Raw genomic sequence first — 15,016 nt, forward strand, 5'->3', positions numbered from 1 at the left:
CCCCTCGCCCCGCGGAGATCGGTGCCGCGCGCACTCCCTGTGCTGCTGAGCATGGTCACGCGAAAGCGCTACGGAGGGCGGAGATGCCTCCACGCACCCGAAACGCACCCGAAACGGCGGCACGGCCGGGATCGACGCGGCCCTGGGACGCCGGTCGCCGCACGAACGCCCCGTCCCGCCCGCCAGGCCGGGCAGGCCGGTCTGCGTCGGCTGAGCGTTCCGCCGGGACCTGGGCCAGAATGGTCGGGAGGTGAGCGCGATGACGCCTTGGCGGGTTCGGGATCTGGAGGAACGCGACCTCGACCAGGTCGTACGGATCTGGGAGGAGTCCCGCGAGACCTCCGAGGACCCGGCGGTGACCCTGGCGGAGGTGGTCGGGGCCCTGCGCGCGGGGGCGCCGGCCGTGGTGGCGATGGTCGGCGACCGGGTGGTGGGGGCCGCGGTGTCCTCGATGGCGCAGGAGCGGGCCTGGGTGCTGCGGTTGGCCATCGCCCGGCAGTGGAGACACCACGGGATGGGCTCTGCGCTGCTGGCCGCCCTGGAGGAGAACCTGGCGGAGAGGGGGGTGCGCCGGATCGGCGCGCTGCTGCCGGCGGGCGAGGTCGGGGAGCAGGCGTTCAGGAACTCGGGGTACTCCTGCCGCCCGGGTCTGAGCTACTTCGAGAAGGTGCTGTCCGCCGACTCCGCGGAGGCCACGCTGCTGGACCAGCTCGGTGGCGAGGTCCCGGAGGCGGGGCTGTGGGACCGCATCGCGGGCATGTCCGCGGAGAAGGAGCTCATCGAGCGGCGGCTGGTGCTGCCGCTGGAGCATCCGGAGGTCGCGGAGCGCTACCGCCTCGTGCCGCCGCGTGCCGTTGTCCTCTTCGGCCCACCGGGCACGGGCAAGACCACGTTCGCCAAGGCGGTCGCCTCCCGGCTGGCGTGGCCTTTCATCGAGGTGCTCCCGTACCAGCTGGCCGAGGACGCACACGGGGTGGCGGACGGGCTGCGGCGGCTCTTCGCCCGGGTCGAGCACCTGGAGCAGGTGGTGCTCTTCTTCGACGAGGCGGAGGAGATCGCCTCGGAGCGGCAGGACCCGTCCACCCTCGCCCACCGGGTGACCAACGAGCTCCTCAAGCTCATCCCGCAGTTCCGGCGCGGCGAACGCCGGCTGCTGATCTGCGCGACCAACGCGGTGCGCTCGCTGGACCCGGCCTTCCTGCGGCCGGGACGCTTCGACTTCCTGATCCCGGTCGGCCCGCCGGACCTCGCAGCGCGGCGGGCGATCTGGATCCGCTACATCGGGCCGGACCGGGTGGCGGACATCGACCTGGACGCCCTGGTCGAGGCGAGTGACCGCTTCACTCCGGCGGACATCGAGTACGCGGCCCAGGCCGCCGCGCAGATCGCCTTCGAGCGGCACCTGGCGACGGACCCGCGCACCGCGGCGGAGCTGACGCACCGCACCGAGGACTATCTGCACGCGATCGCCCGTACGCGCACCACCCTCACTCCCGAGGACATCCGCGCCTTCGACCACGATCTGCGCGCAGCCGCCCGCGTGTGAGGAGCGGGGCCTGCGGCGGAACCGGCGCGGGGCCCGGCGCGAGCCGGGCCCCACGGGTTGTCAGGACAGCTGCGGCACGTCGATCCGGTCGATGTCCGGAGCGTATCCGTCTGCGCTGTCGAAGGTGATGGTGTTGGCACCCGCCTTGAGCGCGACGGGGACGTGGACCGTCTCGACGGTGCCCCAGTCCCCCGTGGACGGGAACTTGTGGCCGGTGGCGGCGCCACCGTTGGCGGAGACGCGGACGGTGCGGGCGTCACCGCTGACGTAGGCGACCTCGACGAGGTAGGTTCCGGACTTCTTCACCACGACGTCGTTGAAGCGCAGCGAGCCTCCGAGGTAGAGGTTGCCGACCTTGCGGCCGGCGGAGCAGGCGCCGCAGTCGCCGACGGAGGCGTTGCCGGCCAGGGTGTTGCCCGGGGCCTCGGCCTCGTAGGCGGTCGTCGGCTGGGCGTGGCCGCCGCGCGGGGTGACGGTGAACAGGCGGGAGCCGTGCGCGGGCAGGGTCTCGGTGATCCTGTTCTTGTGGGCGCCGAGGTTCTGGTGGCTCCACACGTCGCGGACGGACGCGTTGCCGGAGAAGCCGAGCGAGGTCCAGTCGGCGGTGACGGCCGCGGGTGCGTCGGCGAGGTTGAACAGGGCGACGGTGTAGCTGCCGTCGGCGTTCCGCGCGGCCCAGACCTGCTGGTCGTCGGAGGGGGTGACCGGGCGGGCTGGCGGGGTGCTCGACTGGTTGAGCGCGATGACCTCGCGGTTGGTCAGCAGGGACAGCCCGTAGTCGTCGAGACGGGTGAGGTCGTCACCGGTGTAGAGCGGGGACTTGGCGATCGCCCACAGCGTCATGTAGCTCTGCCGCTCGGCCTGGGTGAGGCCGTCCATCGCGCCGTTGCCGACGTCGAGGGAGTCGAGGTCGTTCCAGCCGCCGGGACCGCCGTGCCGGCTCCACGCGGCCGCGTCGTCGAAGCGGTCGTCGACGGAGTTCTCCCAGGTGACCAGGGTGTCGCAGTAGCACTCCACGTCGGTGTCGATGCGCCAGCCGTTGGAGTACTTCTTCCAGTCGGCGACATGGCCGATGTCCAGCGACCAGGACAGCTCGAGGTGGATGGGACGGCCGGTGGCGGCGATGGCCTTCTGCCAGGCGGCGATGTCGGCGCGGTTGTCGTAGTTGTCGCCGCTCTTGAAGGAGCCGGGGCCGACACCGTCGATCTTGAGGAAGTCGTAGCCCCAGTCGGCGATCATGCGCGCCTGGGAGTCGACGTACTTCTGGGCGCAGGGGTCCGAGAAGTCGATCTTGTATGAGCTGTCCCAGCCGTTGGTGGTGCGCAGGTCGTCGTAGACGATGTCGGCGGTGGTGCAGCCGGCGGCCTTCCAGATCGGCACCGTGCCGTCGCCGTAGGCCTCCTTCTCCAGTCCGACGGGCAGGTAGATACCGGCCTTCAGGCCCTTGCCGTGGATGTGGTCGGCGACCGCCTTCATGCCGCGCGGGAAGCGCTCGGGGTCCGGGGTCTGCCGGCCGTACGCGTCGAACTCCGGCTTCCAGGACTGGTCGCGCCACCAGCCGGCGTCGAGGTTGACGTAGCTGTAGCCGTACTTCTTCAGCTTGGCGGCCAGCGCGTCGGCCTGCTTGAGGACGTTCGCCTCGGTCAGGTAGCTGTAGTCGCCGGTGGGGTTGAGTCCGGGGTACTTGGAGGACTGCATGCTCCAACTCGACCAGCCCATGTAGGGCTTGGCGGCGACCTGGTGCGCGGTGGTGCTCGAGGCGGCGGCGTTCGAAACGCCGGCGTTCGCAGCGGCGGGGGCTGCGGCCGCGCTGCCGGGCCCGGTCGCCTGGGCGGCCGGGACGGCGGCCGACACGCCGGCGGTGAGGGCCAGGACGAGCAGTGTCCTGGCGGCGGTCGAGGGCAGGGTGGAGCGTGAGGGTGACCTCATGGGTCGGACCTCCTGGGATGGGGTACGGCGGTTGCGGTGCGGGTGGTGTCCCGGGCCGTGGGGCGTCAGCCCTTGCCCGAGCCGATGGTCAGACCGCTGATGAACTGCCGCTGCAGCGCGAAGTACACCAGCAGCGTGGGGACGGCGGTCATCAGGGCGCCGGCGGCGATGAGGTTCGGGTTGGTGAAGTACTGGCCCTGCAGGTTGGCCAGGGCCGAGGTGATGGGCCGCTTGTCGCCCGTCTCGATGAGCGCGAGCGGCCAGAAGAAGTCGTTGTAGATCCAGATGGACTCCAGCGTGGCCAGCGCGGCGAAGGCCGGCCGGCACAGCGGCAGGATGATCTGGAAGAACTGCCGCCACACCGGGGCGCCGTCGACGAGTGCGGCCTCGGTGATCTCCCCGGGGATCGTCTTCATGTAGTTGCTCAGCACGAAGGTGCAGAAGCCGCACTGGTAGGCGATGTGGATGGCGATGATGCCCCAGGTCGAGTTGTACAGGAGCAGCGAGTCGCTCATCCACGCCGGCAGCGGGAGCAGCAGGTAGAGCCGGTAGAGCGGGGTGATGAGCACCTGCGCGGGCAGCAGGTTGCCCGCGGTGAAGAGCATCAGCAGCGCGATGTTCCAGCGGAAGTCGAAGCGCGAGACGAAGAAGGCGACCGCCGCGGAGAACAGCAGGGTGCCCAGCACCGACGGGACGGTGATGAGGACCGAGTTCCAGAAGAAGTGCGGCATGCCGGACTGGTTCCAGGCGTCGGTGAAGTTCTGCAGGCTGATCCCGCGCGGCCAGGACAGGTAGCCGTGCTTTGCGGTGTCCTCGTAGGGGCGCAGCGAGGTGTAGACGGCCCACAGCAGCGGCAGCAGCCACAGCAGCGCGATCGCGGCGAGCATCACGTGCCGTCCGGTCTGCCGCGGGGGCCGGGACGCGGCACCGCCGCGCGGCGGGGTGTCGCGGGGGCGGGTGGGGGCGACGGGCGGCGGCGTGGCGGTCGTGGTCACCGGTCCTCCTTGCGGAAGTTCTGGACGAGGAAGGTCCCGATGGCGGCGAGGGAGACCAGGAGCAGGACGACCGCGAGGGCGGAGCCGTAACCGATGTGGCTGGACTCACCGATGATGTTGTCGGTGATCAGCAGCGACAGCAGTTCCATTCCGGGCTTGCTGCCGACGCCGCCGCCGAGCACGTAGACGACGTCGAAGGCCCGCAGGGACTCCATGACGGTGACGACCAGGATGATGACGTTGACCGGCTTGAGGGCGGGGAAGACCACTTTCAGGAAGGTCTGGCGGCCGTTGGCGCCGTCGAGGGCTGCGGCCTCCTTCAGGGCCGGGTCGAAGCCCTTCAGCCCGGCCAGGTAGAGGATCATGATGTAACCGGTGTGCCGCCAGGCCGAGGCGACCAGGACGGCCCACAGGTTGAGGTCGGGGTCGCCCAGCCAGTCGATGTGCCGCCCTGGTGCCACCGCGCCCAGCGCACTGTCCAGCAGACCCGTGTCGGGGTTGTAGATGATCTCCCAGATGAGGCCGACGACGGCCAGGGAGAGCACCATCGGCAGGAAGATCGCCGTCTGGTAGACGCGGGTGAAGCGGAGCTTCCGGTCGAGCTGGTACGCGAGGAAGACCCCGAACGGGGTGGGCAGCAGCGCGGTGAAGAGCAGCCAGATGACGTTGTTCCGCACCGCCGGCCAGAACGGGGGGTAGTTGGTGAAGATCTGGTGGTAGTTGTCGAGCCCGACCCAGTGGATGTCGGACAGGTAGATGCCGTCCCAGCTGGTGAAGGACAGGCCCATGGAAGCCAGCGCCGGCAGCCAGACGAAGACCAGCAGGGCGAGCAGCGGCACGCCGACGACGACGGCCAGGAAGAGCCGGTCGCCGGCGCCGAGCCGGCGGGGGCGGCGGGGCGCCGCGGTGGCGTCGGGCACGGGGGCCTTGGGCGAGGGCGGTGCGGCGGGGGACGCGGAGGGCACGGTGAACCTTTCCGGTCCGGTCAGGAGGTGAAGAAGCGCGAGCGCTGCGACTCGATGCGCTTCAGCAGGGCCGAGCCGTCGTCCGGGCGGCCCAGCCACTGGGTGAGTCCGGGAAGGAGGACGGTGGAGATGAAGCCGGGGTCGCTGTCGCGGTCGGCGAACTGGGTGATGTGCTTGGCGGAGGCGATGAGTTCGGCGGACTTCTTCTGCAGCGGGTTGTAGGAGCCTGTGTCGGCCTGGGCGTTGACGGCCACGTTGCTGGGGTCGACGCCCATGTAGAGGTTCTCCGCCTTGGCGGTGCCGAAGAACTCCAGGAGCTCCTTCGCCCCCTTCTCGTTCTTGGGGCGGCGGCTGAGCATGAAGCCGTCCGTGGGCGCCTCGACGGCGTCCTGCCCGTTGGCCGGGTCGATCTCGGGGAAGGGGAAGAAGTCGATGTCGGCGCGGAGCGCCTCGTCGGAGATCTGCTGGCCGAGGAAGAGGCCGATGACCGCCATGCCGGACTTCTTGTCCAGCAGCGACTGCGCCGCGTCCTGCCACGAGCGTCCGCCGGCGCCCTGCTGGTAGTAGGGGCTGATCTCGCGCCACAGGTCGAGGGTGGTGGCGGCGCGCTTGTCGGTCCAGGAGACCTCGCCGCGCATCAGGGACATGTGGAACTCGTAGCCGTTGGCCCTCAGGTTGAGGTAGTCGAAGGCGCCGAGGATGCTCCATGCGTCGCCGCCGCCGTAGCCGGAGGCGATCGGGGACAGCCCGTCCTTCTTCATCCGCTTGGCGAGCGCGGTGAACTCCGACCAGGTGCGCGGGACGCTGTAGCCGCGCTCCTGGAACAGGCTCTTCCGGTAGAAGACGCCCCAGGGGTAGTTGTAGAGCGGGACGAAGTAGAACTTGCCGTCCTCACCGCGGGAGAGCTGCTTGGTGGCCTCGCTGAAGCCGCCGCCTATCTTCTCCCACACGTCGTCAAGGGGGGCGGCGAGGCCCTTCTTGGCGAAGTACTGCATGCGGTAGCCGGCGAACCAGGTGAACACGTCGTCCGGAGTGCCCTGCAGATAGCTGGAGATGCCCTTCTGGAAGCTGTCATGGTCGACGGTGTTGGTCTTGACCGTCAGGCCGCTCTCCTTGGCGAAGGCCTTGGTCACCGCCGCGTAGGCGGCCTTGGGCGTGGCGTCGGCCCCGTTGGATCCGAAGGTCACCGTCTTGGGGTCGGCCGCCGGTCCCCCGCCGCAGGCGGTGAGCAGGGGGGCGGCGAGTGCCGCGGCTCCGAGTCCGAACAGTCCGCCGACCACGGTACGGCGGCTGGTCTGAGGCGTGGTCAGGACGGTGCGGCTCTGCAGCGTCATCGCTACTCCTAGTACGTGTCTGATCTGATGAAGGACTGGATCGCGGTGGCCGCGGCCCCGCGTGCCCACTCCTCGAAAGGCAGCGGCCGCGTCCGCAGGTCGCACTGCGCGGCGGTGCCGAAGGCGGAGGCGGCGAACGCCTCGAGGATCTGGTCGGCGAACAGGTCGTGGGCCACCAGGCCCTCACCCGAGATGATCACGCGCTCCGGGCCGAAAAGGTTGGCCACCGAGCCGATGGCCCGGCCGATCGCCTCGCCGGCCCGCGCGTACACCTCCCGGGCCCCCGGATCGCCCGCGTGGGCCAGGCGCAGTGCCTCGGAGGCGTCGGCCACGGGGGCGCCCGTCGCCTCGCGGACGGCTCGGACGATGGCGGGGTCCGCCGCGATCGCCTCCACACACCCGCGGTTGCCGCAGTGGCACGGCGGTCCCTCCGGGTCGATGGACAGGTGCCCGAGTTCACCCGCCACCCCGTACGCGCCCGACACCACCCGCCCGTGCACGACGAGTCCGCAGCCGATGCCCGCCCCGACCGTCACCACGGCGAAGTCGGACAGGCCCACCCCGGCGCCGAACCACTGCTCGGCGACGGTGAGCGCCCTGACGTCGTTGTCAACGGTCACGGGCAGGCCCGTGGTCATCCGAGCCAGTTCGGCCAGCGGGATGTCGCGCCAGTCGAGGAACGGCGAGTAGCGCACCACGCCGCCGGCCCGGTCCACGTCACCGGAGACCGCGATGCCCACGCCGCTGACGGGGACGTCGAAACCGGCGGCCTCCGCCTGCAGTTCGTGCACGAGGGCCGCCGCCGCCTCCAGGACGGCCCTGGGGTCGGGGGCGGCCAGCGGCACGTGCCGGGCGGTGCGGATCCGGCAGCACAGGTCGGTGAGCACACCGATGATCTCGTCACCGGTGATCTTGAGGCCGATGAACAGCGCGCGGCCGCCGTCGACCCGTACGGGGTTGGCCGGCCGCCCAAGGGAGGTGCGCGCCTCCTCGTCCACGTCCTCGACGAGGTACCCGGCCTCGATCAGCGGCCGGACCGCCTTGGTGACCGCGGCCGCCGACAGCCCGGCGCGTCGGGCGACTTCGGTGCGGGTGAGCGGGCCGTGGCACAGGACGGTGGTGAAGATCTGGGAGACGGCCGGCGTGTGGGCCGGGAAGGCCTCCGCCGGCGGGATCGAGCGCATGGCCGGGAACCTAGGCAGGTTTTTTTCTGCTGTCAATAAAATAAGCAAGGTTCCTGGGAAGTTGTTCCAGTGAGGGAGTGTCAACTTCGAAAGCGCGGGGCGAGCTGGGTGTTGACATCTGATCCAAGGTAAGGATTGGCTGCCGACTGACCCCTGGCGACACCCGAACGTGAGGACCCATGCCCGTGATCACCCATGCCCCGGACACCGGGATCTGGCTGCTGAGCACCCCGCGCACGTCGTACGCGCTGCGGATCGACGTCACCGGTGCCCCCTGCCACATCGCCTGGGGCCCACGGCTGACCCTCGAGGAGGCGGCGGAACTCGCCGTCCCCCCGCAGCCGGAGGCGAGCAGCTTCGAAGGCCGGCCGCCGGTGGGCGAGGAGCTCCCCGTCGACGGCGGGGCCCGCTTCGGGCCGCCGTCGCTCCAGGTCCGGTTCCCCGACGGGACACGGGCCTTCGAGTGGCAGCCGGTGGGCCACGAGGTGGAGGAAGCCGCGCCCGGTGTAAGCGAGTTGGCGCTGCGGTTCCGCGACCGCGTCCACCCCCTGGAGGTCACCCTGCGGTACCGGGTGCACGACGACAGCGACGTCATCGAGCGGCGCACCGTCCTGCGCAACGCGGGCGACCGGCATCTCACCGTGCTCCGGGCCGACTCCGCCGCATGGAGTCTGCCGCCGCTGCCCGACTACCGGCTCAGCCACGTCACCGGGCAGTGGTCCGCGGAGAGCAGGCTGCACCGGGACCGGCTGCCGCACGGCGAGACCGTGCTGACCAGCCGCCGCGGCATCACCAGCCACCACGCCAACCCGTGGGTGATGCTCGACGCGGGCGACGCCACCGAGACGCACGGCCGGGTGTGGAGCGCCGCCCTGGCCTGGAGCGGCAGTTGGCGCATCACCACGCAGCGCACCCCCGACGGCCGGGCCGGCGTCACGGGCGGCGCCGGGCACGACGGGACGAGCGTCCCGCTGGCCCCCGGCGAGGAGTTCACCACGCCGGTCTTCGCGGGCCTGTACAGCGACGACGGCTTCGGCGCCGCCAGCCGCACCTGGCACGAGTACGCCCTGGCCCATGTCCTGCCGCACCCGCGGGAGATCGCGCCGGTGCTCTACAACTCCTGGGAGGCCACCGGCTTCGACGTCGACGAGCCCGGCCAGACGGCACTCGCCGTCCGCGCCGCCGCGCTCGGGGTGGAGCTGTACGTCGTCGACGACGGATGGTTCGGGGCGCGGCGCGACGACCGCGCGGGGCTCGGCGACTGGACCCCGGCCGCCGACCGCTTCCCCTCCGGGCTCCGCCCGCTCTCCGACGAGGTGCACCGTCTCGGGATGCGCTTCGGCCTGTGGGTGGAACCGGAGATGGTCAACCCCGACAGCGATCTGTACCGCGAGCACCCGGACTGGGTGCTGCACGTCCCCGGCCGCGCCAGGACCGAATTGCGCAACCAGCTGGTCCTCAACTTCGCACGGCAGGACGTCGCCGACTGGGCGTACGGCTGGCTCACCCGGCTCGTCGCCGACAACGGCGTCGACTTCCTCAAGTGGGACATGAACCGCGCCTTCAGCGAGGCCGGCTGGCCCGGCCGCGAGGACGGGGCCGACCGGCTGTGGACGGACTACGTGCACAACCTCTACGGGGTGATCGACCGGCTCCGGGCCGACCACCCACGGCTGCGCATCGAGTCCTGCAGCGGCGGCGGAGGCCGGGTGGACCTCGGCATCCTCTCCCGCACCGACCAGGCGTGGACCTCCGACAACACCGACGCCGCCGACCGCGTGTCCATCCAGCACGGCTACGGCCAGCTCTACCCCGCGCGCACCATGGCGGCCTGGGTGACCGACGTGCCCAACCAGCTGACCCACCGCCAGGTGCCGCTGCGCTTCCGCTTCCATGTCGCGATGGCCGGCGTGCTCGGCATCGGCGGTGACCTCACCCGCTGGTCCGAGGAGGAACTGGCCACCGGGGCCGAGCTGGTGGCCGAGTACAAGCGGGTCCGCCACCTCGTCCAGCACGGCGCGCTGCACCGGCTGCGCGGCCCCGAGGAGGAGGGCCCGGCCGTGGTGGAGTACGCCGCGCAGGACGGGAGCGAGGCCCTGGTGCTCGCCTGGCAGCTCGTCCACCGGCACGGCGGCCCGCGGGGACCGGTGCGGCTGGGCGGCCTCACGCCCGGGGCCCACTATCGCGACACACGCACGGGGACCGTGCACCACGCGGCCGTGCTCGCCGGGTACGGGCTCACGCTGGATCTGCCGTCCGGCGACTGGGCCAGCGCGGCGGTGCACCTGGTCCGCGTCCCGGCGCGGGACGACGCATGAGCGCCCGGGCGGCCCGCGCCGCGCGCCGCGCATCTGGGCAACTGCGCAAACCCGAAGTCGTCGGATCTTGTCCAGCATGACGTGACACCGTCAAGGTGAGCTCCGTCCTCCGTCCCGAACACCCGCCGGCCCTCTGCACGTTCCTCACCCCTCATCACGAAGGGCGTTGCATGTCGCACCGCTTCAGACGAGCACGTTTGACGGCACTCGCCGCCTTGTTGTCCACGATCGCCGTTCCAGCCGTCGCCGCCCACGCCGCGGACCCGGAGGCCCAGGCGTCCCGGTCCGCGGCCCGCACGGCCGCCGACGCCGCCGCCGCGCACTCCCTCACCCTCTCCGATGGCTCGGTGCTGCGCTGGTCCGACGACGGGTCAGGCGTCCTGACCCGCAAGGACGGCACCACCCGGGCCTTTCCCGTGGCGACCACGAAGGGCCGCAGCGCGTTCGGCGACCCGCTGACCCCTTCGGCCGAGATCCTCCAGCGCAGGGCCGAGGCCGCCGCGCTGACGCCGTACTCCGTGGGCGCGTCCGCGGGCGCCCGCTCGGCGGTCCGCCCCCAGACGATGAACTCCGGCGCCGTGCCGCTGCCGAAGGGCGTCCTCGCGGCTCTCGAGAGCATCGGCGGCAAGAGCGCGGCCGCCCCTTCCGCGGCGGCCGCCAAGGACCTGCCCACCAACGAGGGGCTGACGACGTCCTTCCAGTCGTACCTCAACGCGGGCGGCGTCAACGCCGTCGGCGCCTTCCAGGACACCGCCGCCTACCTCGGCGCGCTGCCCGGTGAGGGCCAGATCATCACCAACGTGTCGCTCGGCGACCTCACCGACCAGAGCATGGCCGACGCGGGCGACGACTACGTGCGCCTCAACGGGCCCACCACCGTGCTCCGCGCCGGCCAGCGCTACCTGGACTTCCCCTCCCTGCCCCTGATACCCACCTACACCAGCGACAACAAGGGCCGCCTCGACCCGACCGGCTCCATCGAGGGCCAGGACCCCAACCTCGCCGAAGTGCTGCTCGACTTCTCGATGATGGCCCCGCTGCCGCACGACCGGCAGCGCCCGGAGGCCACGGGGAGCGGCGCGACCGACCTGCTGGGCATCGCGCCCGGCGCGAAGTACCGGCTCGTGGTCCCCGAGGAGCCCTCCGCCCCGGGCATCGCGGCCGCGCTGCGGGCCGCGGCCGCCCAGAAGCCGCGGCCGAACGTCATCACCGCGAGCCTCGGCTTCGGCACGGACGGCACCATCGGCTTCCCCTCGCGGTGGCTGGAGGACGACCCGGAGATCAGGGACACCCTGCGCTCGATCGTGGACTCGGGGATCGTCGTGGTCGTGTCGTCCAACGACGGCACGCGCCTCGGCCTGCCGGTGTCCGTCGGCCCCGACGGCGGCAGCACCCCGACCGACGTGACGACGGACAGCCGCGCGCAGACGTCCTACGAAGACGTCGCGCCCACCACCACCCCCACCGTGGTGCGCGACACGGGGGTGATCGCCGCCGGCGGCACCACCGTCGACGACACGCTGAGCTCGGACGACGTGCGCACCGCGGTCTATCCGACGACCCGCTACAACGGGTCCGCGGGCTACTCCTCGGGCTTCGGCTCCCGGATCGACCTCGCGGCGCCCGGTGACAACCTACCCTCGCTGCTCCACACGCCGGAAGGACCGGACGTGGTGCTCAACGGCGGCACCTCGGCCTCCGCTCCGATGATCGCCGCCGCGGCGGCGAACGTGCTGGCGGCCGCCGAGGCGACCGGGCAGGAATTCAGCCCGCGCGAGGTCAGGAAGCTGCTGGTGGACACCGGCCGCCCGATCGCCCAGCCCCCGCAGGCCGACCGGGAACTGCACATGGGCACGCAGCTGGACGTGACCGCCGCGGTGGAGAAGGTGCTCGCCAAGCGCCACCACCTCACCCCGGCCGCGGTGCGGATGTCCGTCGCCGAGCGCCAGCTGATGTCGGTGAGCCCGACCACCTCCTTCGTCGAGGCCACCGACCCCGCCGCCATCGACCTGGCCGGCCCCGCGGACGGCGCGGGCAACCCGTCCGGGCAGAACGCGATCTCGCCCATCACCTTCGGTCTCGACCTCACCGGCGGACACGGCAAGCTGACGTACCGTCTGCGCGTCGACGACCGCGGCACGATCCCGTCCGCCGGCCCCAGCCTGCGTGTCCTGCCGCGTGAGCTGCTCGCCGCCGCCGGGCTGCCGCTCGTCTCCGACGAGACGCGCAGCGTCCAGGTGACGTTCGAGGCGCTCTCCAAGGGCAAGGTGGTGGCCTCGGCCGCGCGGCGGCTGACCTTCACCCCGACCGACGGCACGTATGTGCAGCCCCAGGCCCCGACCACGCCTGGCTCGGCGCCGCTGGGCAAGCCCGTCACCGTGCACTACGACCTCACCGGGCTGCGCGGCGCGACCGCCCCCGAGCTGGTGCTGTCCTCGGTTGGCCACTGGACGCCGTTCACCACGGCCGACAAGTGGCGTGCCCACTGGCGCACCCGCCTCACCGGCACCAAGGGCACCGTGACCATCCCCGCGTCCGCCTTCGAAGCCGGCGGCGCCGGGCTCTACGGCGTCGGGATCACGCTCTACGACGGCCAGCTCTTCGGTGACTTCCGCGCCCTGCGCATCGGTCCCGGGGCCGATGAGCGCCCGCAGGCGCCGCTGCTGGGCCAGGGGAAGTCCGCCACGGCGCACAGCATCGAACTGAGCCGGCCCTCCCCGAAGCTGACCGTCTCCTGGGACGCCTCCACGGTCCGGAAGGCCGACGGCGCGGCCATCGAGTTCCTCACCCCGGCGCCCACCCTCTACGGGGCGCTCAACACCGCCACCAACCAGAACGGCAGCGGCCGGGACGACAACGGTGTCGACCACGCCTCCACCCTCTTCCGAGCCCTGCCTTCGGTGAAGGGCCGGACGGTGCTCGACCTGGAGGCGCTCGGCCTGCCGACCGGTCTTCAGTACCCGGTCAGAATCCTGCCCACCCGGGCGGGCAAGCCGATCGGCCAGGCCTCGCCCACGTCGTTCGTGGAGTACCTGGACGGCGAGACGGTCTCCGGCACCCTGGAGAACTTCGAGGTCAGCAACGGCACGGCGCTGATCGCCACCGACGACTTCGCCGAGGACGCCGACGGCTGGGCCCACCTGCGGGGCTCCACCACCGCCACGTACTCGCTGTCCGAGGGCAAGCTCGGCAGCACGGTGTCCCACGAGACCGGGACCTCGATGATGCAGATGGTGCTGGGGGCCGACCCCGGCACGGGCCACACCCTCGTCGCCCACCGGCCGTTCGAGGGCGCCATGCTCCCCGAGGTCGACCTGCGCGACACGGCGACCGGTGAGCGCGTCCGGCTCAGCGCGCTCGACCCGGGCACCGGCTCGACAGCGGTCTACTACCTGGGCGGGGTCGTGGACCCGGCCCGGCACCGGGCGGCCGTGTCGACCTTCGACGGGGCCACCGGAATCGCCTCGCTGTGGATGGTCGACATGGCCACCGGCAGGGTCTCCGCGCCGATCCCGCTCAACCCCGACAGTCCGGGGCGCGCCTTCAACAGCATCTCCTTCGACGCCTCGACCGGCACCTTCTTCGCCGCCACCAGCGGCACCCTGGGGCCCTGCCTCTCCGGGCGCGTTCCCTACTGGGCCGTGTCGGTCGAACCTTCCACCCGCACGGTGTCGCCGCTGACCACCATGCCCGACTGCACCGCCGGGCTGCTGCCCGACGGCAAGGGAGACCGGGTCTACGTCGCCGCGGGACCCATCACCTCCACGGGCGATCTCCCGCCCAGCACCTGGCGCTCGGCCGACCAGAAGTCCCTGTCCACCGCTCCTGCCACCGACCTGGGCACCCGCGGCGTCATGTGGCCGGTGCTCGACACCCGGCACCACGTCGCCCTCGTCGCCAGCCTCTATGAGGAGGCCACCGTCGGCGACAACAACGCCCTGAGCGAGATCACCGTCCTCGACCCCGACTCCGGGAAGGTGCTCGCCCGGCACCCCGTCGCCAACCTCGTCAACTCGACCATGAGCGTCAGCAACTTCGACTTCACCAGCCGGCGCGGCCTGCACATCGACCCCGCCACCCGCACGGTCTTCCTGGTGAACCCCTGGGCCAGCGGGCTCCAGCGGTTCACCTACTGACCGCACACCCCAGGAGGCCGGGTCCGCCACCCAAGTGGCGGACCCGGCCTCCTGCTCGTCCGGCCACGCATGTGCTAGATTGGCAGAGTTGCAGTTTTGGTACCCATGAACTTCTTGTGCACCTGCCGGGATGCGACCCCAGGTGCATTTTTTGTTTTTTCCGGTCTTTCCGGAGGGGTCATTGCGGCGACGGAAGTCCGCAAAGTGCGGCCTTCGTGTACTGCTCCCAAAGGAGATTCCCATGGCGACCGGCACCGTGAAGTGGTTCAACTCGGAAAAGGGCTTCGGCTTCATCGAGCAGGACGGCGGCGGCGCCGACGTCTTCGCTCACTACTCCAACATCGCCACCCAGGGCTTCCGTGAGCTCCAGGAGGGCCAGAAGGTGAGCTTCGACGTCACGCAGGGCCAGAAGGGCCCGCAGGCGGAGAACATCGTCCCGATGAGCTGACCCACCGGGGACGCACAGGGCCGGCACCCCACGGGGTGCCGGCCCTTCCTCATGCGCGCGTCCATGCGCGCGTCCCGGCAGCGCGGGACGGCGGCGCGGGACGGCGGGCGGGGGGGGGGGGGGGGGGGGGGGGGGGGGGGGGGGGGGGGGGGGGGGGGGGG

Annotated in this window: 9 protein-coding genes; 4 read left to right on the forward strand and 5 right to left on the reverse strand. The window is 71.5% G+C overall.

All coding sequences use genetic code 11. The annotated features are described in order from the left end of the window. Positions 1-229: 229 nt before the first annotated feature. Positions 230-1,546, forward strand: a complete 1,317-nt coding sequence (locus ACRWND_RS25970) for an ATP-binding protein (RefSeq protein ID WP_431953497.1) — start codon at positions 230-232, stop codon at positions 1,544-1,546. A gap of 60 nt (positions 1,547-1,606) precedes the next feature. Here the strand turns inward: ACRWND_RS25970 and ACRWND_RS25975 are convergent, their stop codons facing one another. The 5 genes from ACRWND_RS25975 to ACRWND_RS25995 all read right to left on the reverse strand — a co-directional run bounded on the left by ACRWND_RS25975 (position 1,607) and on the right by ACRWND_RS25995 (position 7,953). After that, positions 1,607-3,475, reverse strand: a complete 1,869-nt coding sequence (locus tag ACRWND_RS25975) for an alpha-galactosidase D (protein ID WP_431953481.1) — start codon at positions 3,473-3,475, stop codon at positions 1,607-1,609. Positions 3,476-3,540: 65 nt separating this feature from the next. After that, entirely contained in the window at positions 3,541-4,470 is a 930-nt protein-coding gene (locus ACRWND_RS25980; RefSeq protein ID WP_431953483.1) for a carbohydrate ABC transporter permease, read from the reverse strand. Beyond that, positions 4,467-5,435 (reverse strand): carbohydrate ABC transporter permease, encoded by a 969-nt coding sequence (locus tag ACRWND_RS25985; protein WP_431953485.1) that lies wholly within the window; start codon positions 5,433-5,435, stop codon positions 4,467-4,469. Before ACRWND_RS25985 ends, ACRWND_RS25980 begins: the two co-directional genes overlap by 4 nt. Positions 5,436-5,455: 20 nt before the next feature. Further along, positions 5,456-6,769: an ABC transporter substrate-binding protein gene (locus tag ACRWND_RS25990; protein ID WP_431953487.1), complete on the reverse strand. Its 1,314-nt coding sequence runs from the start codon at positions 6,767-6,769 to the stop codon at positions 5,456-5,458. Positions 6,770-6,777: 8 nt separating this feature from the next. Then, a complete protein-coding gene (locus ACRWND_RS25995) occupies positions 6,778-7,953 on the reverse strand; it encodes an ROK family transcriptional regulator (protein WP_431953489.1) in 1,176 nt (391 codons plus the stop codon). Positions 7,954-8,132: 179 nt separating this feature from the next. On the opposite strand from ACRWND_RS25995, the gene ACRWND_RS26000 reads away from it, so the two are divergent. From ACRWND_RS26000 to ACRWND_RS26010, 3 genes are all read left to right on the forward strand, one after another. Then, the gene (locus ACRWND_RS26000) at positions 8,133-10,271 is read left to right on the forward strand and encodes an alpha-galactosidase (protein ID WP_431953491.1); all 2,139 of its coding nucleotides are present in this window, start codon (positions 8,133-8,135) and stop codon (positions 10,269-10,271) included. A 197-nt stretch (positions 10,272-10,468) separates the two neighbouring features. Beyond that, positions 10,469-14,407 carry a S8 family serine peptidase gene (locus ACRWND_RS26005; RefSeq protein ID WP_431953493.1) on the forward strand — a complete coding sequence of 1,313 codons (3,939 nt, stop codon included), beginning with the start codon at positions 10,469-10,471 and terminating at the stop codon, positions 14,405-14,407. A gap of 241 nt (positions 14,408-14,648) precedes the next feature. Beyond that, positions 14,649-14,855, forward strand: coding sequence for a cold-shock protein (locus ACRWND_RS26010; RefSeq protein WP_431953494.1), 207 nt, complete (start codon positions 14,649-14,651; stop codon positions 14,853-14,855). Positions 14,856-15,016 lie beyond the last annotated feature (161 nt).

The sequence above is a fragment of the Actinacidiphila sp. bgisy167 genome (genome assembly GCF_965342175.1).
Lineage (GTDB): Bacteria > Actinomycetota > Actinomycetes > Streptomycetales > Streptomycetaceae > Actinacidiphila.

Excerpts from the sequence above, each read along its gene's own strand:
- ACRWND_RS25975 (WP_431953481.1), bottom strand. The coding sequence starts at position 3,475 with ATGAGGTCACCCTCACGCTCCACCCTGCCCTCGACCGCCGCCAGGACA.
- ACRWND_RS25990 (WP_431953487.1), bottom strand. The coding sequence starts at position 6,769 with ATGACGCTGCAGAGCCGCACCGTCCTGACCACGCCTCAGACCAGCCGC.
- ACRWND_RS25995 (WP_431953489.1), bottom strand. The coding sequence starts at position 7,953 with ATGCGCTCGATCCCGCCGGCGGAGGCCTTCCCGGCCCACACGCCGGCC.
- ACRWND_RS26000 (WP_431953491.1), top strand. The coding sequence starts at position 8,133 with ATGCCCGTGATCACCCATGCCCCGGACACCGGGATCTGGCTGCTGAGC.
- ACRWND_RS26010 (WP_431953494.1), top strand. The coding sequence starts at position 14,649 with ATGGCGACCGGCACCGTGAAGTGGTTCAACTCGGAAAAGGGCTTCGGC.